This is a genomic window from Neobacillus piezotolerans (assembly GCF_003362805.1).
Taxonomy (GTDB): domain Bacteria; phylum Bacillota; class Bacilli; order Bacillales; family Cytobacillaceae; genus Bacillus_D; species Bacillus_D piezotolerans.
Genome location: NZ_QNQT01000011.1, coordinates 56,709 through 76,320, shown reverse-complemented (window position 1 = coordinate 76,320; position 19,612 = coordinate 56,709). Strand labels below are relative to the sequence as shown.

Here is a 19,612-nt window from a genome sequence, read left to right as displayed (position 1 = left end):
AAAAAAAATAAAAAGTTTGACAATCAAACGCCCATTTGAATAATATATACTCAAATGAATGTTTGAATGAGGTGCAGAATATGACCCAGCACGATATATGTGAAGTAGCATCAGTTGATAAAGAAAAAGTTGAAAGGGTTAAACAAAAGCTGCAGCGCCAAAGCACCGATGGAGTGGCAAAAATCTTTAAGGCCCTATCTGATGATACGAGGATGAAAATTGCTTACGCCCTGGCCGTTGAAAATGAGCTGTGCGTCTGCGATGTGGCGAATATCGCCGGCTCATCCATTGCGACTGCTTCCCACCATCTGCGCACCCTCCGAAATCTTGGCATCGCGAAATTCAGGAAGGAAGGCAAGCTGGTCTATTATTCCCTGGATGACGACCATGTAAAACAGCTCATCGAGATTGCCTTTGCACATCATGAGGAGGTGGCTGGGCGTGGCCGAAGCTAAACAGACTTTCCGGATCGAAGGCCTTTCATGAGCCAGCTGTGCGGCGAAGTTCGAAAAGAACGTCAAACACCTGGATGGTGTTTCTCACGCAGCTGTCAATTTCGGCGCTTCAAAAGTAACGGTTTTTGGAACGGCGGACATAGAGGAAATTGAAAAAGCTGGAACCTTTGACCGGCTGAAAATTTTACCGGAAGAGTCGGTTTCCGAAACAGTAAAGGAGCCTTTTTTAAAAAAATACGCCAGGGTGATCGCTTCGGCGGTTTTTGTCCTCATTGGATATGCTGTGCAATGGCTCGAGGTAGAGAATTCCATTGCTGCGGTCTTGCCGTTTCTTGCCGCCATTCTGATAAGCGGGTATCCATTATTTAAGACCGGCCTGAAAAATTTGTTCAGGCTTGAATTCGACATGAGGACTCTGATGACGATTGCGATTATCGGAGCGGCCGTTATTGGGGAGTGGAGCGAGGGAGCGGTGGTTGTGATCTTGTTTGCGATAAGCGAGGAACTCGAGAAATTTTCGATGGATAAGGCAAGGGCCTCAATCCGTTCGCTTATGGACATCGCTCCTAAAGAAGCACTGATCCGCCGGGGCGGAGTAACGATGGAGGTTCCGGCCGATGAGATAGAAATCGGCGACATCATGATTGTAAAGCCAGGGCAAAAACTCGCTATGGATGGGATTGTGGTGAAAGGCCATTCAACAGTTAATCAGGCTCCGATTACCGGAGAATCCGTTCCGGTAGAGAAAAAGGAAAATGATGAAGTATATGCTGGGACCTTGAATGAGGAGGGAATCCTTGAAGTAAAGGTAACCAAGCTTGTCTCGGATACGGCAATTGCAAAGATTATCCACCTTGTGGAGGAGGCCCAGGCGGAAAAAGCGCCGGCACAGGCTTTCATAGATCGGTTTGCGAAATATTATACGCCTGTGATCATGGTAATGGCAGCACTCGTGGCCATCGTACCTCCGCTTCTGTTCGGAGGAGTGTGGAATGACTGGGTCTACCAAGGCCTATCGGTTCTGGTTGTTGGATGCCCATGTGCCCTTGTTATTTCAACGCCTGTCTCCATTGTAACCGGAATTGGCAATGCCGCCCGGAACGGTGTTCTCATTAAGGGAGGCATTCACCTTGAGGAGACAGGCTCGCTCAATGCCATCGCATTTGATAAAACCGGCACGCTGACAAAAGGAGTTCCCTCTGTTACCGATGTCATTTCCTTGAAAGGGGATAGTGAACTGTCGGTGCTTTCCATACTTGCAGGGCTGGAATACGGATCGCAGCATCCCCTAGCCTCGGCAGTTTTAAAAAAGGCGGAAGATCTTTCAGTACCCTTTAAGGACCTATTGGTTGAAAATCTTTCTTCCATAACGGGAAAGGGAATTATGGGAGAAGTGAATGGCATTACTTATTTCGCCGGCAGCCCATCCTTTATGGCGGAAGTTTGCCGGAAAAAAGCCGATTCCTATATTCAGGAAAACATAAATTCACTGCAAAATGAAGCTAAGACGGTTATGGCACTGTTTACCGAAAAAGAGATTCTGGCTTTAGTGGGTGTAGCGGATGAGGTCAGGGAGAGCAGCAGGGAAGTCATCAAAAGGCTTCATTCCATCGGAATAAAGAGGACAATTATGCTTACTGGTGACAATGCGGGAACGGCGCGTGCGATCGGTACCCTTGCCGGAGTGAAGGATATCAGGCCGGAACTCCTGCCTGAGGATAAACTCTCCATCATTAAGGAGCTACGCAAGGAATATGGGAAAGTCGCCATGGTGGGTGATGGGATGAATGATGCCCCTGCACTGGCCGCGGCCACAGTCGGAATCGCGATGGGCGGCGCCGGAACGGACACGGCCATTGAAACCGCGGATATTGCCCTGATGGTCGATGATCTCGGGAAGCTGCCATTCGCTATTCAGCTAAGCAGGAAAGCGTTGTCGATCATTAAGCAGAACATCACGTTCTCGCTGGCTATAAAGATTGTGGCATTGCTTTTGGTTATCCCCGGTTGGCTGACATTGTGGATCGCGATTTTCGCCGATATGGGAGCGACTCTGCTGGTCACATTGAATGGCCTCAGGCTATTAAGGGTAAAGCAATAAGTGCCGTCATCTAGCCTTGCTTGAGAAAAATTATCCTGGAAAGTGCGAACGGCTAAAAATAATTCACTTCAGATCCGGTTGGAATCTGACCGGGCGGAAAGAACTTGGGGAGGAAATCCAAATGGGGCATCATCATCATTCCCATTCGCATGGCCATGGACACGGCCATCATCACCATACAGGAAATAAAAAAGCGCTGCTTTGGTCTTTTGTCCTAATCTCTTCGTTTATGTTTGTGGAGGTGGCGGGCGGTCTGCTAACGAACAGCCTGGCGCTGCTTTCGGATGCAGGCCATATGCTTAGCGACGCGGCGGCTTTGGGACTCAGCTATTTCGCCATAAAGCTTGGAGAACGGAAATCGACGCCTGGCAAAACATATGGCTATAAAAGGTTTGAAATTATTGCGGCGGCATTGAATGGCCTTACACTGATCGCCATTTCAATCTATATTTTTGTTGAAGCGTTTCAGCGCTTCAGGAACCCGCCCGAAGTGCAGAGCCTTGGTATGCTAACGATTTCAGTTATCGGCCTTTTAGTGAATATCGCTGCCGCCTTTATCCTCATGAGGGGGGATAAGGATGAGAATCTGAATGTTAGGAGCGCATTCCTGCACGTCCTGGGCGACATGCTTGGATCTGCTGGGGCAATCGCTGCGGCTCTTCTTATTTATTTCTTTGGCTGGGAAGTGGCGGATCCGATAGCAAGTGTGGCAGTCGCGGTATTAATTATTATTTCTGGATGGAGGGTAACAAAGGATGCCTTCCATATCCTGATGGAAGGCGCGCCAGCCCAAATCGATGGGGGCAAACTGCGCGCCGCCCTTTTGAATATTCCATGTGTAAAAGATGTCCATGACCTGCATATTTGGTCTGTGACTTCCGGGATGCCGATGCTGAGCTGCCATATCGCAATCTCGAGTGATGGAGTCCATGATACTGTGCTTCATGAAGCCCAAACCCTCCTTCACGACAAATTTGGCATCGATCACAGTACAATCCAAGTGGAAAGGCAAGCGGAGGGCTGTCCCAGCAGCCACGGCGTTTGCAATTAAAAACCGTATTACGTCCATCAATTCCGTGCTGTTTATTACTTGCACCATTAAAAGGAATGGTACAGAGAAAAATCCGTATTTAATTTCCTGAATGGTGGAAATTTATAAAACCATGGCCGGCGGCCGGAAGGATTGAAACGTATCGCAATAAAAGACTAGTACTCGGACAGCCGCACTCATTTCAGGCGGCTGTTTTTAGTGTTTTTAAACAATGGGAACGAGAGGCGTTTAATTAGACATGGTCCAAAGAAAGAGGTACAGTAGGTTAAGATTAAAAGGGAACAATCTTGATTACCCACCGAATATAGAGGGGAGCAATCTAAAGTGGCTATTGAAAAGCAAACTGCCAAACAAGAAATAAATGTTGGCGGCCTGGACTTCGCATGGAACCTTGGGGATGGCCAATTTATATTTGAAGGGGAAGATGCCGTCCTTTTTTGGATTACTTCTGCGATGAGGATATTCTTTGATACGATAGAAGAAGTTTCCGGAGAGGAAGCCGGTGCTCTTGTCCTTGAGACAACCGGGTTTCGGCAGGGGTTGGTCGTCAGTGAATACTTTACGAAAAGTGGAATTTCCCCTGAAGAAGCTTCAAAAAGAATTCCTCATACATATGCTTCCGCTGGCTGGGGGAAGGCGGAAATCAAACACCTTAATCTTGAGGACAAAACCCTATCAATTGAAATTAGGGACAGCTGGGAACATAAAATCAATAAGGAACAGGGCAAAAGAACTAGCGGCAAATATTTGCCAGCCCATTATGCGGGGATATTTACGGGGCTGCTTGGGACCAACATCTGGTACAGGGTCATAAAGGACCAATTGGCCGGCAACGAATGTACTGTGGTAGAATATTTCCCTTCGGAAATCACGGTAACAAGCAATATCCACCAGCTTGCGAGAAGAAAGGAATCCGAACAAATACGGGAACTTGAACTCCTGGTAGAGGAGAAGACGAAAGATCTTCAGGAACTCGTAAAGGAAATTTCGTCCCCGATTATTCCAGTCCTTGATGGCATCGTAGTCGTCCCGCTTATAGGAAAATACGACGAAAGCCGATCCGAAAATCTTCTTGTCAAAACGTTATTCAATCTCCCCAAATACAATGCGAATTGCCTGATTCTTGACCTGACCGGGCTCGATCACGATCATGATATGGGAGAATACGGATTCGATTTTATTCAGAAGCTTGGCTCCGCCGCCTCCCTGATTGGCATTGAAACAATCCTTGTGGGCATTTCCGCTGAACTTGGGGCGGCCGTCACCCAATCACAAATCAACCTGTCCAAATTCCAATGCTTCCAAACCCTCCAGTACGGCATTTATTACGCCCTTTCACAAAGCGGCAAAAAAATTATATAAACAAACTGATTGCAATGCCGCTTTTTTTGGCGTTGCTTTTCTTTTTAAAAGCAAAAAAGGCCTATATGGCCTCCAATCCCCGTCTGTAGAGTGGGAAATACAAAAACGATGGATATTTTTTTTATTTCAACCTCAAAGCCGAGGTGTCTGTTAAGTTTAGCTGATATACCAACTCGCTCAATGCAATGGTAACCAGGTCACGCTCAGTATAGTCGAAAATTTCGAGAGGAGAGATTTGGTTTCGTTCAGCAAGTTTTTCTCTTATCTGTTGGCACATCCAAAGATGGTAATCTGAAAGTTCAACCTGTTTAAACAATCATCAATCCCTCCCTTCTTATACATCCTGGCCTAAATACCAGATTGGATTCCTGGATTTTCTATGGATTGGAATCCCCTATGGATCCATCTGTTTTCCGTGCGAAAAATGGATCGAATTCTCCCACCCTCATGGAAGTTTACATTTTCATTATCCCCTAAATAAAAGTCCCACAAACCTGACAGAGCGTTATGAGGCCGATTATTAGGAATGAAATAAAAGGTAATTTCTGGGATTCACCCTGGTTTCCTGGCTGGTTTTTTATGTGTGATCAGTCCATCGCAATCGGTTATATAAAACTCGATTTTTGGATGTTCCTTTAAATAATGTTCCTGAAGGAGCTGATAGTAATTAACCCGCCTGCTGTGGTCAAATGGAAGCACCGGGTATTCACGCTTATCTTTGACATAAAGGTCGACTGCCCTTTGCACTTTATCCATTTCAGCAGCGATGTCCTTTTCCGTTTCGTCAAAAAAGTCGTATGTTTCCTTTGACATATAGTACTTTTTTGCGGGGATACCCCCCAGGATGTGGACAAGTTGACTAAAATCGATGCTATTGTCATCATTGACGAGAATCGTCCTGTAAACTCCTTTTGGAAGCTCGTCTGAAAATTTCCTGACTGCTTTTCTTACTTCAAGGATGTCCACATCAATTATCGGCCACTCCTTCTGGGATTCGTCCTTGTTTTCTTTCGCTTTAACAAGCTTTCCGCCATTAGGCCAAAAATACTTGATTGCCATGGAATAAGCTGAGTATCCGCCAAAAGCCAGGCCGGCTCCCAATCCAATCAGGGTGAATAGCGGATAGAAGGAAAAGTAACCGTCAAGGAATCCGCCTGTTTTATAGCCAATGTACACTGAAACCGCGATTGTGAAAGCGAAAACCATATGGAGGGAGAGTGCTTTCATAAGGAAGTTTGTAAAATCAGTCCATTCCTTTTCCTTCTGGCTGTCGGCTTCATTAAGAAATAAGGAAACCTCCGCCCTCAATTCATCTGAAACATTGTTTTCTGCAAGAAAATCTGCCAGGCTTTCCATCAGCGGCTTCGCTTCATTTTTTATAAGGCAGGCTGATTTCTCTAGGTCACCTTTTTTATAATGGATATGAACTAGATTTTCCTCCAGACCAAGCTCAATATCTTCCGCCACTCTTCCAAAATTATTAGAGAAGGTCCTTTTCATCTAACTCAAGCCCCCTTGTTTTGATTTTGGTTCGACCGGATTCTTCGCGCTTCGTCCCTGGCGGAATGAATAATCTCCTTTGCTTCTTCCACCGCCTTTTCAAGAATTTCCCTGGCTTCTATTTCGCTCCGATACTTAATCTGCCTTGCCTCGCTTAGAAGGCTTTCCTGAACAGCTAGTTTTAATTCGGCCTCGCTTCTGCATTGTTCGGCAATCGTTAGCTGCTGCCCTATATAGGTTTTCCTGTTTTCCAGTATACCCAGCAGCTTTTTCATGGCCAGCTTTTTAATCAAAAAAACAAGAATTGTAAAAATAAGAGCTTGATAAATCATTGTCCCAAGCGAGATGGGTATGCCAAAAATTTCAAAGTCGCCCATGGCTCTCCGCCTCCTTTCATGTGAGCCTGTGTGCAATGTAGACCATCGTCAGTGTCACGAAAATATACGCCTGGATAGCCCCGATGAACAGGCAAAATGCCTGCCAAACCAGGAGTGGCACCGCGGCCAGGATTGCGGGAAGGATGCCGTTCACCGCCGACTCCAAGAGAATGGCGAGCATGGCCTCGCCTGCATAAATATTTCCAAACAGGCGAAGTCCAAGCGTCAGGGTAGTACAAAACTGCTCAAGGATATTGATGGGAAGAAATGCTTTGAAGGGTGTAATATAACTTAGGAAGTAATGCTTGAAACCGCGCATGCGGATGTCGATGAAGTGAGTATAGGCCATGACCATGATTGCGAGTGTCATCGTCACATGGGCATCCGCGGTAGGAGACTTCCACCAGGATACCGGGTGGGCTCCTTCAGTTACAAAGGAAAATGGGAGGCCCAAGCTGTTTGAAATGAAAAGATAAAGGAGAAGGGAGACGCCTGTGGATAGGATAAAAACATTCTTTGAAGCTCCAATTGAATTGGACATGATACCTTGGACAAATTCAGTGGCCCATTCCATGAAATTCTGGATTCCTTCGGGTTTGCCTTCTTCCAGATTTCTTACGGACAGCATGGCAATCATAAATACTGCGAGTGAGGCCGCAGTGCTAGTTAGGATGATCGATAAATCAAAAGTCATTCCGGCCCATGTTGCCAAAGGCCTTTCATAGTGCATGATGAACAACCCCTTTCATTGTTTTTAAGAAAGAACCCCGGAAACTTATCCTGATACAGATAACCAAATTCCGAGGCAATTATTCTTATATGTAAAGGGTGATACATGCAAGATCCTTGCATTGTTCTTTTTTTGTTAAAATATGTAACTTTCATTTTAATTGTAACACAATTCACAAAATGTTTGTAAAATAATTTCTCCAAAAATTCCCTCTTTAGAGTTTTATGGAGACCATTTTTTCAAAAAACAACCCGGATAGGCAATTGCCTTCCGGGTGGATTTTTTTAAGTTGGCTTTAATTCTAATTCATAACGCTCGCTTCATCTTCATATCTGACAGCCAGTTCTTTTTGCGCCTCATCGAAGAATAGGAATGTCTTTGTATCCTTGAAAAACCATAAATCGCTGGCTTCTATATAGAAAGTCAGGCCATTCATTTCCGCTGCGTAGCTTGGATCGGTCGCGGGTTCTGCGGAAAAAGCAAGGCTGTACCCTTTGTGCTGAATCCCAAATCCATTATATTGCGGAAAAAGCCTGATGCTGATTGGAGCTGTTATCCCAAATTCATCGGAAAACCAGGAAAGAGCCTTATCGTCAAACGCCAAATGCATACAAAACACCAGCCTTTTTAAAAGTATTTTAAAGAAACGAGTCTTCCTGGTTTAAGCTTACTTCCTAATGGTTTTGGCAACTATGATATTGTTCACACCGCAATGCTTCAAAACGGACTGTTCATGAATCGTTCATCTTTTTCTCTAATTTGTAACATTAAAACAGTAGTTGTGGTGGTAAAATGGAAAAAAAAGAGAAGGAGCTTACCCAAAATGGACGAAAACACCAAACAGCTGCAAAATGCTGTAAATGATATAAAAATGCTGTTCGACTCATTCGGTGCTACACTTGAAAATATTGAAAAACGGCTTGCGAGGCTTGAGAAGATGGATAGCATCGAGCACCGTGTCGCGGTCAACCAAATTGACTTATCGGATATTAAGGAATCCCTGCTGCGGATTGAAGAAAGGCAGACGGATGAAATCCTGAAGACGGTAAAGGAAATCAAGGATACAGCAGCCGGGGCGTCCCGCGAGGAAATCAGGCATATAAACCGGAGGCTTGATTCGCATCTCGTCAAGCTTGCCAAAGCAGAAGAAGACCTGATTATTTTAAAAAATACCCGATAGGCCGTTTCCAAGTAAGATGGGAAACGCAGCGTCGCATATTCTAAAACAAAAAAGGCACTTCCCACATATTGGGAGGTGCCTTCGGTTATTACTATGAAAGGATTCCTGGATTAGCGATTGGAACCTGTTGTATAGCCGGCTCCGCTTCTTCAGCCAGCCTCATTACTTCTATATAGCGGATGTGGTGCTCTTCCATTTCAATGATTTTAAAAGCAAAGGAATCGCGGGTAATAATGTCTCCCTCACGCGCCTCAAAGTTTTCAGTCAGGATCCAGCCACCTATTGTATCTACGTCTTCTTCCTGGATTTCCAGGCCAAGCAGATCGTTAATTTCACTGACAAGCACTTTTGAATCAAAGATGTAATGCCCGTCATTTACTTTACGGATCATCGGCACTTCATCCATATCGAATTCGTCGCGAATGTCGCCAACGATTTCCTCGAGGATATCTTCGGCGGTAACAAGCCCTGAGGTCCCGCCATATTCATCCATCAGGATTGCCATATGAATCCTGTCCTTCTGCATTTTGACAAGCAGGTCATGGATAGGGATCGTATCAATGACTCGGATAATCGGCCTAGAGTAACTCTCAATGGTTTTATCCGGAATTTTCGCTTCTCCAATAAGGTCAGTCAAAATTTCCTTAATATTGATTTGTCCGATAATATGGTCTTTATCGCCATCGATTACCGGATAGCGTGTGAATTTTTCCTCTTTTATTGTGGCGAGGATGGTTTCAAGCGTGTCATCCTTGGAGAGGGAAACAATTTCTGTCCTTGGTACCATGATCTCTTTTGCGATCCGGTTATCGAATTCAAAAATTTTGTTCACATACTTAAACTCAGATTGGTTTATTTCACCACTTTTATAGCTCTCGGACAGGATAATCCGAAGTTCCTCTTCCGTGTGGGCCAATTCGTTTTCAGCCGCGGGCTTGAGGCCGAATAGACCGACTGTCATGCGCGCGGAACCATTTAATGCCCAAATGAAAGGATACATCAGCTTGTAAAAGAAGATGAGCGGCCTTGCCGTTAAAAGTGCGATTGCCTCCGCCTTTTGGATGGCCAATGTTTTTGGGGCAAGTTCACCGACTACCACGTGCAGGAACGTAATCACCGCAAACGCGATCGTGAACGTTAGGACTTTAGAAACACCTGCCGAAACATTCATTCCATGCAAAATTGGTTCGAGAATCCTTTCCATGGTTGGCTCGGCAATCCATCCAAGGGCGAGCGCCGTGACGGTGATCCCAAGCTGGCATGCTGAAAGGTACTCATCAAGATTGATAATCACTTTTTTTGCTGCGGCTGCGCTTGTACTTCCTTCTTCAATCAACTGGTCAATCCTTGAACTCCTAACCCTGATGATCGCAAATTCCGATGCGACAAAAAAGGCTGTCAAAGCAATAAAAATGGCTATTAAAACCAAGTTTAATATGTCCAATAAATTTCCTTATCCCGCATTTGCGGGTAAAGGAGTCACCTCCTGGTAATGTAGAAAATCAACTTGTCAATTCCTTCAGGGACCGAAGCAGGGCAATGCCCTCATCGTTCAGGTTCTTTGAAACCACGTCCCTTTTTTGTGTATCCAGTTTTTGAATGAGCGGCAGCAGTGCAGTTAAATCATCCTGCAGCTGTTTCATTTGCTGGGCAACTGAATAGGCCTGGTCTTCAACTTCCGACTCGCGAATTTTTCCGGCTTTCCTTATTTCTAGCTTTCTCTTAATCTCTTCAAGCGGAAAATGCATATGTTTGCATTCTTCGATATATTTAAGGTCCCCGAGAGCGTCTTCGTCATACAGCCGGTAATTGGAGCGGGTCCGTTCCGCATTCAGGAGTCCGATGGAAGTATAGTAATCAATCGTCCTCTTTGAAACGCCGGCCCGGTTTGCTAGTTCGCCAATACGATAGATAACCCCATCTTACCACCTCGACATTTAAATTTAAGAATAATTATAAATGAAAACAAACTGTACAGTCAAACGTACCAGTTTCACTCCTCCTGCCATTGGCCAATGGCGTACCTCAACGGGCAACTCTCCAAAAACCAATTCCCTAACAGTTTATTGCTTTCGCGGCGGCTGTATGAGCAAAATAACTGGTTCTTTTTTAAAACCATTAGTACTTATAAAATTTGTCTAGCTCTAGCACCCAGCGCCTAGTGTACTTCGGTTCCCTCGCTACGATAAGTCAACATCGATTCGCCAATGCTCCTGCGCCATAGCATATTCACGGAAGCGTATCTTCAGCTCGTCGCAAAGCCCACGTAGCTTGTCAATGATGCCCATTCAAGTAGTGATGCATGCAGTAGCTTCGTTTATCGTGTTTCCTTACTGTGGGCAAGTTGCTCCTGCGCCACAGTAAACTCGGGGAAGTTGTCTTCAGCTCGTCGCAAAGCTGCATGGAAGTAACTCAAAGAAGTTGCTTCCCTCCAGTCCATACGGCGCTAAACGGGCGCTTTCGCTTTTCTAATAAGGTTTATACGCGGTACGATTATTCCATTCACGCGTTAGCATCCCGTATACAATCAAGTCGTGAAAGTTGTTATAGAGGGCTTCCCCATCCCTGATTCTTCCTTCTATTGTAAAACCGAGCCGTTCGGGAATCGCCCTGCTTTTTAAATTGTATTCGCCACAGCGGATTTCAACACGGTTCAGGCCCAATTCATAAAAAGCATAATCGAGAAGAGCCCGGACGGAACGAGTCATGATGCCTTTTCCAACAGCATTTTTCGCAAGGTAATAACCGATGGTGGTATGCCTGTTTCGCCAATCAATATAATGGAATCCAATGGATCCGACAAGTTCGCCCTGGTATCGAATGCCTGTGTTGAAACCGTTATTATCCGCGAACTGTTTCAGCCAAACAGGGATGATCGTTTCATATTGGTACGGGCTGGTCATATCATCCACCCATCCAAGCCATTCCCTTAAATGGCTTCGGTTTGTATCGACCATCCTGTATAGTTCCTTGCAATCCTTAAGCTGAAATAATTGCAATTCTATTTCCTCATCCACCTTAAATGTAAACATTTCAAATCCCCCATTTAATTTATTTCTAATACACTTAAATCCAAAACATACCTGTTTACTCCTGTTTTTAAAAGGGTAATAATCTTTAAATTATTTTTGTAGAAAAATAATACGCCGTAAGCTCCGTATACAAAATGTGCCATATAAAGAGATACAGTGCAAGGCGTCCAAACTCATCATAATAATGATGCGTATTATTTCATTGGAGGTTTAGGTATGAAGCTGACGACAAAAATTATTATTGGCCTTCTCGCAGGGGCTATAGCTGGGCTATTATTGAATCTGTTTGCACCCGATGCATTCGGCATCCTCAACAAATTTGTTTTTAATCCTCTGGGAAAGATTTTTATTAGTTTAATAACAATGCTTGTGGTTCCAATTGTCCTGTTTTCCATCATTCTTGGCGTCGCGGGACTGGGAGATCCCAAGAAGCTTGGAAGAATGGGTTTTAAGACAATAGCTTATTTTTTGGCGACGACGGCCATTGCCATTGTAATCGGCCTCATCCTCGCCATGACGATAAAACCTGGAAATCTTGGAACGTTTGATACTAAGTCCGCGGAATTCAGTGCTGAAAAAGCACCGCCCGTCAGTGACACACTGCTGAACATTATTCCCACAAACCCCATCGATGCGCTGGCGAGCGGGAATATGCTTCAGGTCATTGTGTTTGCGATTTTCATCGGGCTCGCTTTAACGGCATTGGGGGAAAAAACCAAAACTTTTTACCGGTTCGTCGAGCAAGGCAATGAGATTATGATGTACCTTGTCAATATTGTAATGAAATTTGCACCGTATGGCACGTTTGGATTGATTGCCTCCGCTATTGGGAGCCAGGGTTTGAGCGCGATCAAATCGATGGGGGTTTATATGATAGTCGTTCTGCTTGGATTAATCATTCACGCCGTGCTTACTTATGGAAGCTCTGTATATTTTCTTGGCAATATGAATCCAGTTGCATTTTTTAAAGGCTTTGCGCCGGCCATGGGTGTTGCATTCAGTACATCAAGCAGCAATGCAACTTTACCGATTTCCATGGAAACCGCCCGGAGAAATCTTAAGGTGCCTGAACCTATTTCCAGTTTTGTTCAGCCTCTTGGAGCAACGATTAATATGGATGGAACCGCTATCATGCAGGGGGTAGCGACAATTTTCATCGCGCAGGTCTACAATGTGGATTTGAGTATGACCCAAATCTTGACCGTAATTTTAACAGCGGTCCTTGCGAGTATCGGGACAGCTGGAGTACCGGGAGTCGGGCTGATCATGCTTGCGATGGTGCTTCAGTCGGTCAATCTCCCGGTAGAAGGAATCGGACTGATCCTTGGCATCGACAGATTGCTTGATATGGTCAGGACAGCAGTGAATATTACTGGGGATGCTTCATGCGCGGTTGTGGTTGCTGAAGGCGAGCGCCGCCGTCAGCAAAGGGAACTGGCCAGGGAAGAGCGTGAGAGAAGTGGCGCGAAACAAAGGCATTCCCTTATACAGGATAAATAATTTTGCTGTTCTTCTTAAGAAAAACCCGTACTTTTTAAAAGTCCGGGTTTTTTGCTTTGCTTATAGGTTGGCCATTCCTCGCATTCTGTATCTCTGTTCCGGAATAAGGTTCTACGTGGATAATCGCATAGCCGACCCCATGCTTGGTTTTCAGAACTTTTTCAACGGCTTCGGTTATGGCATGCCCTTCAATTATGGTGAGGGTTGGCTCAACAAGGATAGTTGATTCAATCAGTGTCTGGTTTCCATGGGTGCGGGCCTTTATTTCCGTAACCCCTATAACGCCCGCCGTCAAGTTAATTGTTTCTTTTAGTCCAGGTACCTTGCTTATATCGAATCCATCGGTAAGGGCGTGTGAGGCTTCCCGGAAAATTTCCCAGGCAGTCTTGCAAATGATAAACCCGACAGCTATCGCGGCCAGCATGTCCAGCCATACAATCCCCATTTTCGAACCGATAATTCCCGCCAGAGCTCCGATGCTGACAAGTGCATCCGAACGGTTGTCCTGTGCCACCGCATGGATTGCGGCGCTATTGATTTTTTTGGCGAGGCGTTTGTTGTATGAATAAACTCCAAACATGACCACAGCCGATCCAAGAGCTGTCCAGGCGGCCAGCCAGCCAGGCACTGGTTTGTCTCCCTCGAAGAAAGATTGGATTCCGTTTATTAATACCTCGATTCCGACACCAAGCATGATAAATGCGGCAACAAGCGATGCGATTGTTTCCGCCCGGTAGTGACCATAATGATGATCTTTGTCCGGCGGTTTTCTAGATATTTTTAATCCAATCAATACTGCTATGGAGGCAACCACATCGGTCAAATTATTCAGCCCGTCTGCCATTAAACCTTCAGAATTCCCGATTTTACCCGCCGCCAGTTTGCAGGATGAGAGGAAGATATATGCAATGATGCTGACCCACGCGCCTGTTTCTCCCGCCTTTAATTGGCTGTTTCTTTCCATTGGCTGTCCTCCTGTAAAGTGAAATGTCTACATTATCAAACATAGGAGTTCCAGTTCAACAATGCAAAATTTTAAGGGGGATTTATTGATTTAATCGGACCCTTATCAATACCCCGCTTACCAATGATATTTACCTTATTCCGACAGTGTTTAGTGTTGTCAAAAGTGGGCCGTAATAGTATAGTAAAGATGGATATCAATTGAATACTTCCACAAGGGGAGCTGCCCGGGCGGCTGAGAGTGAACGTTTTGAGTTCTGACCCTTTGAACCTGTTAGTTAACGCTAGCGTAGGGATGTGGCATGCCAATAAACGGCAATACAAAACCCTTTCAAAGCGTCTTTGTATTGCTTTTTTATTTGGGCAAAAGGCCTCCAAGGCACACCCATATCAAAAAGGAAGGTTTCAAGCGGATACCCGGAAATTATGGGTGGAAACATGGTTTTCATCCCGAAAATCAAGGGGGATACGTAAATGGAACAAAAGAGGAAAACATTATTTTTGGTTGAGGTGGCAGTATTTACGGCACTCGCGTTTTTGCTGGATATGGCGGCGAATTTTCTTTCGCTGAAAATCTGGCCGCAAGGAGGATCGCTGTCGATCGCAATGGTTCCGATCTTTTTAATGGCATACCGCTGGGGGTTGAAGGGAGGCCTTCTAAGCGGCTTCCTGCTTGGGCTTCTGCAAATTGTCCTTGGCCAGGCATATATTATTCACCCGGTTCAGGGAGCGCTTGATTATTTGGTTGCATTTACAGTGGTGGGAACCGCCGGAATATTTGCAGCCGCTGTACGAAAAGCGAAAATTGAAAATAAAAGGGTCAAGTGGCTTACCTACATGAGTGTTGGCGTCTTGTTAGGCAGCACATTAAGGTTCATGGCACATTTCATCGGAGGCATTGTCTTTTTTGCGGATTCGGCACCCGCTGGTACACCAGTGGCCCTGTTTTCTTTTTTATACAATGGTTCCTATATGCTTCCAAATGCGATTTTCTGCGCGATTATCGTGGGGCTTGTGTTTGGGGCTTCGCCGCGGCTCGTTACTGCGCCGGGAAAGTCGATTAATAATATTCAATAATAAATGAAGGAAGGGGGAGGCCCCTTCCTTTTAAGCCGCCGGGAGGTCTTCCCGGCGTTTTTTGGTGTCCTCATTTGTTTAAACGGAGAACAAGCAGCTTGAAACGGCATAAAAATTTTACTTAGAAAATCACTTTAGGACATTAAGTTACTTTTAACACAATATTCACAAAGGGTATGCCAATTACTGCCTTATAGGATGGTAAAATAAATGTATAAGAAAGAGAATCATTCTCATTTAAAATCGTTAGGGTGATCATACATGCTTGAATTACTGAAAGCAGGGGAAAAAGCGACGATTAAAGACATTTCATCGGTTGACTCTCTTGTCCGGAGGAGGCTGCTTGACCTCGGGATAACGGAAGGAAGCGAAGTGTGCATAAAGTGCATTCTCCCTTTCGGAGGGCCAATCATGATTGAATCATGCGGGCAGTGTATTGGAATCAGGCGCAAGGAAGCGAAACGGATCGAACTGGAGAGGGTATAAATGGAAATTGCATTAATCGGCAATCCCAATACCGGGAAAACTTCTTTATTTAATAATCTGACTGGTTCTTACGAGTACGTCGGGAACTGGAGCGGTGTTACGGTGGAAAAGAAGGTCGGGGTTTTCCGGAACAAAAAGGATCGCTTGATCGATTTGCCGGGAATTTATACACTCAATCCTCTGTCCAGGGATGAAGGGGTAGTCACAAGGTTCTTCCTTGAGGGGCCGGTGGACCGCCTCCTAAATATTCTGGATGCATCGCAAATTGAACGGAATCTTCATTTAACGCTGCAATTAATAGAGTTTGGCAAGCCAATTTTAATTGGCCTAAATATGATTGACGTTGCAAGCAACAGGGGAATCAACATTGATGCCGAAAAGCTCTCCTCACTTCTTGGCATCCCGGTCGTACCCGTTGTCGCCAGAAGTGGAAAAGGCTGCGATAGGCTTGAGGCTTTGGCGGCTGCCGGCAATGCTGCACCGCCCAAAAAGAATCTTGTTTACTATGGGCCGGAAATTGAGGAAGCTATCTTGGAAGTGGAAGCAGTGGTTAAGGGTAAAACCGGGCATTCGCCAAGATGGCTTGCTCTCCAGCTTTTTGAGGGCAACGGGTATGTGGCGGATTATTTATCAATGGTCGCCGATGGAACGAGGATTGCCGCCATCGTTGAAAGGCTTCAGGAAACCCTGTCGCAAAAGGGCAGGAAAGAGTCCGTTGCCAAAATCATCTATGAAAAACGAAAACAGGCGATTACGAAAATTACCGAGGAGGCTGTCAGGAGAAAAGGAGCCGCAATTCCGCTTACAGAACGGATTGACGCCATCGTTACAAACAGGTTCCTTGGCATGCCGATCTTCCTGCTGTTAATGTATTTGATGTTCATGCTGACTTTCGACTGGCTCGGGTCGCCGCTTTCGGATATGCTTGACGGCTTTATTACCGGGCCGCTTGCCTCGTGGGCGAACCAGGCATTGTCAGCCGCAGGTGCATCCGATTTCCTCCATGCCCTTGTCAGCCAGGGGCTTATCGCCGGGGTAGGCGGGGTTCTCGTTTTTGTCCCGCAGATCTTCATCCTGTTTTTCTTTATTTCACTTCTTGAGGATTCGGGATATATGGCCCGGGTCGCGCTTGTCATGGATAGGATAATGGAATCCGTTGGCTTGAACGGCAAGGCGTTCATTCCGATGATGATTGGATTTGGATGCAATGTTCCAGGCATCATGGCGGCAAGGACAATTGAAACCCCAAGAGAAAGGCTGCTGACCATCCTGTTGACGCCGTTAATGTCCTGCTCGGCCCGTCTGCCGGTTTACGCTTTGTTTGTCGGCGCGTTCTTCGCGGCAAATGGGGCGGCCGTTGTGTTGAGCCTTTATATCATTGGCATCTTGATTACCCTCATATTGGCAAAAATATTTTCGCGCACAGTACTGAAATCAGAAGCATCGCTGTTTGTCATCGAACTCCCTCCTTATCGGCTGCCGCAGTTCAGGGCGCTTTGGAGGAGTACATGGGATAAGGGAAAAGGATTTGTCCGTAAAGCGGGAACGTTCATTTTTGCCGGATCCGTTTTTGTCTGGCTCTTATCATATGCGGGACCTGGCGGGCTCGACGTCGAAATGGACCACAGCTTCCTGGCTTCGATAGGCGGTTTGCTCGCTCCGCTTTTTGAGCCAATCGGCTTTGGCACATGGCAGGCAGGAGCCTCCCTGCTGACAGGATTTCTGGCGAAGGAAGCCATCGTTTCAACAATGAACATCATTTATTTCGCTCCGACCGAAGCAAAGCTTCAGGGCTTGATGGCAGGCTACTTTACGCCGCTTTCGGCATTCAGTTTCATGGCTTTCATTTTGCTCTACATCCCATGCCTGGCAACCGTGGCGACAATCTATAAAGAAACCGGTTCAAGGAAATGGACGGCTTTTTCCATCGGGTACGCTTTGGCGATCGCCTACATTTTGTGCCTTGTAATCTACCAGGGCGGAAAACTACTTGGCCTGGCATAAATTCCAGGAAGGAGATGACAGCAATGGTCACAAACATCGTAATCGGAGGCGCTATTTTTGGTTATGCGGGCTGGGCGCTAATCAGGTTCATCAGCCGCTCGAAAAAAGGGAAATGCGCAGCCTGCTCAATTCAGGATTCCTGTGCCGGCGGATGCGCGCCTTCAAAAAAATAGCTGCTGCTTCCTTTTGTCATGCTGGTTTTATACACGAATGGGTTAAAACTGCTGTTTTCCGACAGCAGTTTTTAATTTCTAAGAACTGCCGCTTTTAATTTGAGTTTTTTATGTGTAAAATTACACTTAAGAATGATGAAGGAAGGTTTTGTTTGTGACAAGGGATGACATTATCGAAATGGTTTCCGAAAAGCTTCGTCTGATCCGGACCGAAGCGGGATATACTCAAGACAAAATGGCAGATATCATCGGAGTCTCAAAAAAGACACTTGTCCAAATTGAAAAGGGGAGGGTCCTTGCGGGATGGTCGACTGTCGTTGCGGTTTGCGCCTTGTTCCGCGAAACAGAGACGGTCCAGTTCCTGTTTGGAAACGAACCAATTGAAGTTCTTGAAACTGTAGCCCGGGAAGGAATTGACTATCGGCGAGGGAAGACTTTTGGCGGCAAGATTTGGTGGCGCGAACTGATTAGAAAAAACGGCTATATATTACAGCAGAATATTTTAAGCAAACATTTTCGCATTCTGGATGAAAAGCATTACCGCATTTATAGTTCATTTGACGAAGGAAATGCAAAACACCGTTTCAGGGAGCTTGCTGGAGGAAAATAAGCCGGTTTGCCCGGCTTATTTATTTGGCAATCAGAACATTGCATGGAGCATGCCTGGAAACCTTCTCTGTGATATTCCCTATAAGCAGCCCGGCAATGCCGCCCTTGCCAGAACTCCCGATAATGATTAAATCCGCGCCAATTTCTTCGGCGTAGTCGCAGATGCTTTCAGCTGGAGTTCCTTCAAGAACCCGAAAGGATGCGTTTGTATCTCCAAGTCGCCTTTTTGCTTCAAAGAAGATGTGGTCGACACTATTGCTGATGATTGCTTGAGTTGAATGCTGCGCCTGGCTGTATCCAAGGGAGGAAGGCGGGGCTGGCATCCCTTCAATGAGGTAGCCATGAAGCGCAAGGCGCGATTCCCCTGTGATATCTACACGCCTCGTTTCAATTTTTTCTTCATAGACATTCACAACCGTCAATTTAGTTTCCGTATTCCCTTTAACCAAGACCGAAGCAAGGTTCAATGCCTTATCACTCCCATCACTGCCATCGTATGCCAAAATGATTTTTCGGAATTGGACTGGCATTGGGGTTCCTCCTTTAAAAGTGTATTTTCAGAATCTTGCGTCTATTTTATTTACCCTTTCTCGGTTAAACATATTCCATTTTTTTGTTTTTCCGCAAAAATTGTAGATTCCCATTTTCACCCCCACAAAACTTTTTACATCATCGAACCTTTTTGCAAAAGGGGAATGAGGTGATTTGCAATGAGTTCACAGGTACATCCAACCATTAGGAAATGCCTACAGCATTTAGACATAATTGAAGCTGATGATAAAGTTAAGCAAATTGTCTATATGTATATGCAATCCCTTTATAAAGAAATGAACGGCCTAAATCAGGAGGATATTCCGAAAACGGGACTTTCCGGGTAAAAAGCATACGAGAAATCGGATGCTTTTATTTTTTTGCGAAAGTCTTAGGCATTAAGGGGCAGGAGCTGGGAGAGTGTAGATTATCCGCGGCTTGGGTATTAGATACTAAGAAAAGGCACTATGATCCCTATACA

At 45.5% G+C, this 19,612-nt stretch carries 22 protein-coding genes and 1 riboswitch; of the genes, 12 read left to right on the top strand and 10 right to left on the bottom strand.

Annotated features, from left to right (window positions below; all coding sequences use genetic code 11):
• Positions 1-80: 80 nt before the first annotated feature.
• From DRW41_RS18930 to DRW41_RS18915, 4 genes are all read left to right on the top strand, one after another.
• Positions 81-455, top strand: a complete 375-nt coding sequence (locus DRW41_RS18930; protein ID WP_115453595.1) for an ArsR/SmtB family transcription factor — start codon at positions 81-83, stop codon at positions 453-455.
• Positions 424-2,556, top strand: coding sequence for a heavy metal translocating P-type ATPase (locus tag DRW41_RS18925; protein ID WP_115453609.1), 2,133 nt, complete (start codon positions 424-426; stop codon positions 2,554-2,556). The genes DRW41_RS18930 and DRW41_RS18925 overlap by 32 nt, the downstream gene beginning before the upstream one ends.
• A gap of 121 nt (positions 2,557-2,677) precedes the next feature.
• On the top strand, positions 2,678-3,607 hold the full coding sequence (locus DRW41_RS18920) for a cation diffusion facilitator family transporter (RefSeq protein ID WP_115453594.1): 930 nt from the start codon (positions 2,678-2,680) through the stop codon (positions 3,605-3,607).
• A gap of 330 nt (positions 3,608-3,937) precedes the next feature.
• Entirely contained in the window at positions 3,938-4,969 is a 1,032-nt protein-coding gene (locus tag DRW41_RS18915) for an STAS domain-containing protein (RefSeq protein ID WP_115453608.1), read from the top strand.
• Between the two features lie 121 nt (positions 4,970-5,090).
• Here the strand turns inward: DRW41_RS18915 and DRW41_RS18910 are convergent, their stop codons facing one another.
• From DRW41_RS18910 to DRW41_RS18890, 5 genes are all read right to left on the bottom strand, one after another.
• Positions 5,091-5,285, bottom strand: coding sequence for a hypothetical protein (locus tag DRW41_RS18910; protein WP_115453593.1), 195 nt, complete (start codon positions 5,283-5,285; stop codon positions 5,091-5,093).
• A 236-nt stretch (positions 5,286-5,521) separates the two neighbouring features.
• On the bottom strand, positions 5,522-6,469 hold the full coding sequence (locus DRW41_RS18905) for an AtpZ/AtpI family protein (protein ID WP_115453592.1): 948 nt from the start codon (positions 6,467-6,469) through the stop codon (positions 5,522-5,524).
• A gap of 5 nt (positions 6,470-6,474) precedes the next feature.
• Entirely contained in the window at positions 6,475-6,846 is a 372-nt protein-coding gene (locus DRW41_RS18900; protein ID WP_115453591.1) for a F0F1 ATP synthase subunit B, read from the bottom strand.
• A gap of 16 nt (positions 6,847-6,862) precedes the next feature.
• Entirely contained in the window at positions 6,863-7,576 is a 714-nt protein-coding gene (gene atpB, locus DRW41_RS18895; protein WP_115453590.1) for a F0F1 ATP synthase subunit A, read from the bottom strand.
• 301 nt (positions 7,577-7,877) lie between these two features.
• The gene (locus tag DRW41_RS18890; RefSeq protein ID WP_181884641.1) at positions 7,878-8,180 is read right to left on the bottom strand and encodes a HesB/YadR/YfhF family protein; all 303 of its coding nucleotides are present in this window, start codon (positions 8,178-8,180) and stop codon (positions 7,878-7,880) included.
• Positions 8,181-8,399: 219 nt separating this feature from the next.
• Here DRW41_RS18890 and DRW41_RS18885 point away from each other — a divergent pair, with 219 nt between their 5' ends.
• Complete coding sequence (locus DRW41_RS18885; RefSeq protein WP_115453588.1) at positions 8,400-8,756, top strand: hypothetical protein; 357 nt, start codon at positions 8,400-8,402, stop codon at positions 8,754-8,756.
• 91 nt (positions 8,757-8,847) lie between these two features.
• Here the strand turns inward: DRW41_RS18885 and DRW41_RS18880 are convergent, their stop codons facing one another.
• From DRW41_RS18880 to DRW41_RS18870, 3 genes are all read right to left on the bottom strand, one after another.
• On the bottom strand, positions 8,848-10,200 hold the full coding sequence (locus DRW41_RS18880) for a hemolysin family protein (RefSeq protein ID WP_115453587.1): 1,353 nt from the start codon (positions 10,198-10,200) through the stop codon (positions 8,848-8,850).
• Between the two features lie 58 nt (positions 10,201-10,258).
• A complete protein-coding gene (locus tag DRW41_RS23680; protein WP_281272334.1) occupies positions 10,259-10,660 on the bottom strand; it encodes a MerR family transcriptional regulator in 402 nt (133 codons plus the stop codon).
• Positions 10,661-11,224: 564 nt separating this feature from the next.
• Positions 11,225-11,788 carry a GNAT family N-acetyltransferase gene (locus DRW41_RS18870; RefSeq protein WP_115453585.1) on the bottom strand — a complete coding sequence of 188 codons (564 nt, stop codon included), beginning with the start codon at positions 11,786-11,788 and terminating at the stop codon, positions 11,225-11,227.
• A 216-nt stretch (positions 11,789-12,004) separates the two neighbouring features.
• Here DRW41_RS18870 and DRW41_RS18865 point away from each other — a divergent pair, with 216 nt between their 5' ends.
• Positions 12,005-13,288, top strand: coding sequence for a dicarboxylate/amino acid:cation symporter (locus tag DRW41_RS18865; protein WP_115453584.1), 1,284 nt, complete (start codon positions 12,005-12,007; stop codon positions 13,286-13,288).
• 34 nt (positions 13,289-13,322) lie between these two features.
• On the opposite strand, the gene DRW41_RS18860 is transcribed toward DRW41_RS18865, so the two are convergent.
• A complete protein-coding gene (locus DRW41_RS18860) occupies positions 13,323-14,252 on the bottom strand; it encodes a cation diffusion facilitator family transporter (protein WP_115453583.1) in 930 nt (309 codons plus the stop codon).
• 205 nt (positions 14,253-14,457) lie between these two features.
• A riboswitch (TPP riboswitch) is annotated at positions 14,458-14,564 on the top strand.
• A 161-nt stretch (positions 14,565-14,725) separates the two neighbouring features.
• Here DRW41_RS18860 and thiT point away from each other — a divergent pair.
• From thiT to DRW41_RS18835, 5 genes are all read left to right on the top strand, one after another.
• Positions 14,726-15,328, top strand: a complete 603-nt coding sequence (gene thiT, locus DRW41_RS18855) for an energy-coupled thiamine transporter ThiT (RefSeq protein ID WP_115453582.1) — start codon at positions 14,726-14,728, stop codon at positions 15,326-15,328.
• Between the two features lie 261 nt (positions 15,329-15,589).
• Positions 15,590-15,814 carry a FeoA family protein gene (locus tag DRW41_RS18850; protein ID WP_115453581.1) on the top strand — a complete coding sequence of 75 codons (225 nt, stop codon included), beginning with the start codon at positions 15,590-15,592 and terminating at the stop codon, positions 15,812-15,814.
• Positions 15,815-17,818: a ferrous iron transport protein B gene (feoB, locus tag DRW41_RS18845; RefSeq protein WP_115453580.1), complete on the top strand. Its 2,004-nt coding sequence runs from the start codon at positions 15,815-15,817 to the stop codon at positions 17,816-17,818. It begins immediately after the preceding gene.
• A complete protein-coding gene (locus tag DRW41_RS23895; protein WP_500684489.1) occupies positions 17,725-17,991 on the top strand; it encodes a FeoB-associated Cys-rich membrane protein in 267 nt (88 codons plus the stop codon). The genes feoB and DRW41_RS23895 overlap by 94 nt, the downstream gene beginning before the upstream one ends.
• Positions 17,992-18,145: 154 nt before the next feature.
• Complete coding sequence (locus DRW41_RS18835) at positions 18,146-18,601, top strand: helix-turn-helix transcriptional regulator (protein WP_115453578.1); 456 nt, start codon at positions 18,146-18,148, stop codon at positions 18,599-18,601.
• 19 nt (positions 18,602-18,620) lie between these two features.
• Here the strand turns inward: DRW41_RS18835 and DRW41_RS18830 are convergent, their stop codons facing one another.
• Positions 18,621-19,130, bottom strand: a complete 510-nt coding sequence (locus tag DRW41_RS18830; RefSeq protein WP_115453577.1) for a universal stress protein — start codon at positions 19,128-19,130, stop codon at positions 18,621-18,623.
• A gap of 180 nt (positions 19,131-19,310) precedes the next feature.
• Here DRW41_RS18830 and DRW41_RS23135 point away from each other — a divergent pair, with 180 nt between their 5' ends.
• Positions 19,311-19,478 (top strand): hypothetical protein, encoded by a 168-nt coding sequence (locus DRW41_RS23135; protein ID WP_181884640.1) that lies wholly within the window; start codon positions 19,311-19,313, stop codon positions 19,476-19,478.
• The last annotated feature ends 134 nt before the right edge of the window (positions 19,479-19,612 follow it).

Bases quoted from the DNA above. Each gene is read 5' to 3' on its own strand.
- DRW41_RS18850 (WP_115453581.1), top strand. From the start codon at position 15,590: ATGCTTGAATTACTGAAAGCAGGGGAAAAAGCGACGATTAAAGACATT.
- DRW41_RS18870 (WP_115453585.1), bottom strand. From the start codon at position 11,788: ATGTTTACATTTAAGGTGGATGAGGAAATAGAATTGCAATTATTTCAG.
- DRW41_RS18930 (WP_115453595.1), top strand. From the start codon at position 81: ATGACCCAGCACGATATATGTGAAGTAGCATCAGTTGATAAAGAAAAA.
- DRW41_RS18830 (WP_115453577.1), bottom strand. From the start codon at position 19,130: ATGCCAGTCCAATTCCGAAAAATCATTTTGGCATACGATGGCAGTGAT.
- feoB (WP_115453580.1), top strand. From the start codon at position 15,815: ATGGAAATTGCATTAATCGGCAATCCCAATACCGGGAAAACTTCTTTA.
- DRW41_RS18865 (WP_115453584.1), top strand. From the start codon at position 12,005: ATGAAGCTGACGACAAAAATTATTATTGGCCTTCTCGCAGGGGCTATA.
- DRW41_RS18900 (WP_115453591.1), bottom strand. From the start codon at position 6,846: ATGGGCGACTTTGAAATTTTTGGCATACCCATCTCGCTTGGGACAATG.
- DRW41_RS18920 (WP_115453594.1), top strand. From the start codon at position 2,678: ATGGGGCATCATCATCATTCCCATTCGCATGGCCATGGACACGGCCAT.
- thiT (WP_115453582.1), top strand. From the start codon at position 14,726: ATGGAACAAAAGAGGAAAACATTATTTTTGGTTGAGGTGGCAGTATTT.
- atpB (WP_115453590.1), bottom strand. From the start codon at position 7,576: ATGCACTATGAAAGGCCTTTGGCAACATGGGCCGGAATGACTTTTGAT.
- DRW41_RS18905 (WP_115453592.1), bottom strand. From the start codon at position 6,469: ATGAAAAGGACCTTCTCTAATAATTTTGGAAGAGTGGCGGAAGATATT.
- DRW41_RS23135 (WP_181884640.1), top strand. From the start codon at position 19,311: ATGAGTTCACAGGTACATCCAACCATTAGGAAATGCCTACAGCATTTA.
- DRW41_RS18885 (WP_115453588.1), top strand. From the start codon at position 8,400: ATGGACGAAAACACCAAACAGCTGCAAAATGCTGTAAATGATATAAAA.
- DRW41_RS23895 (WP_500684489.1), top strand. From the start codon at position 17,725: ATGGACGGCTTTTTCCATCGGGTACGCTTTGGCGATCGCCTACATTTT.
- DRW41_RS18860 (WP_115453583.1), bottom strand. From the start codon at position 14,252: ATGGAAAGAAACAGCCAATTAAAGGCGGGAGAAACAGGCGCGTGGGTC.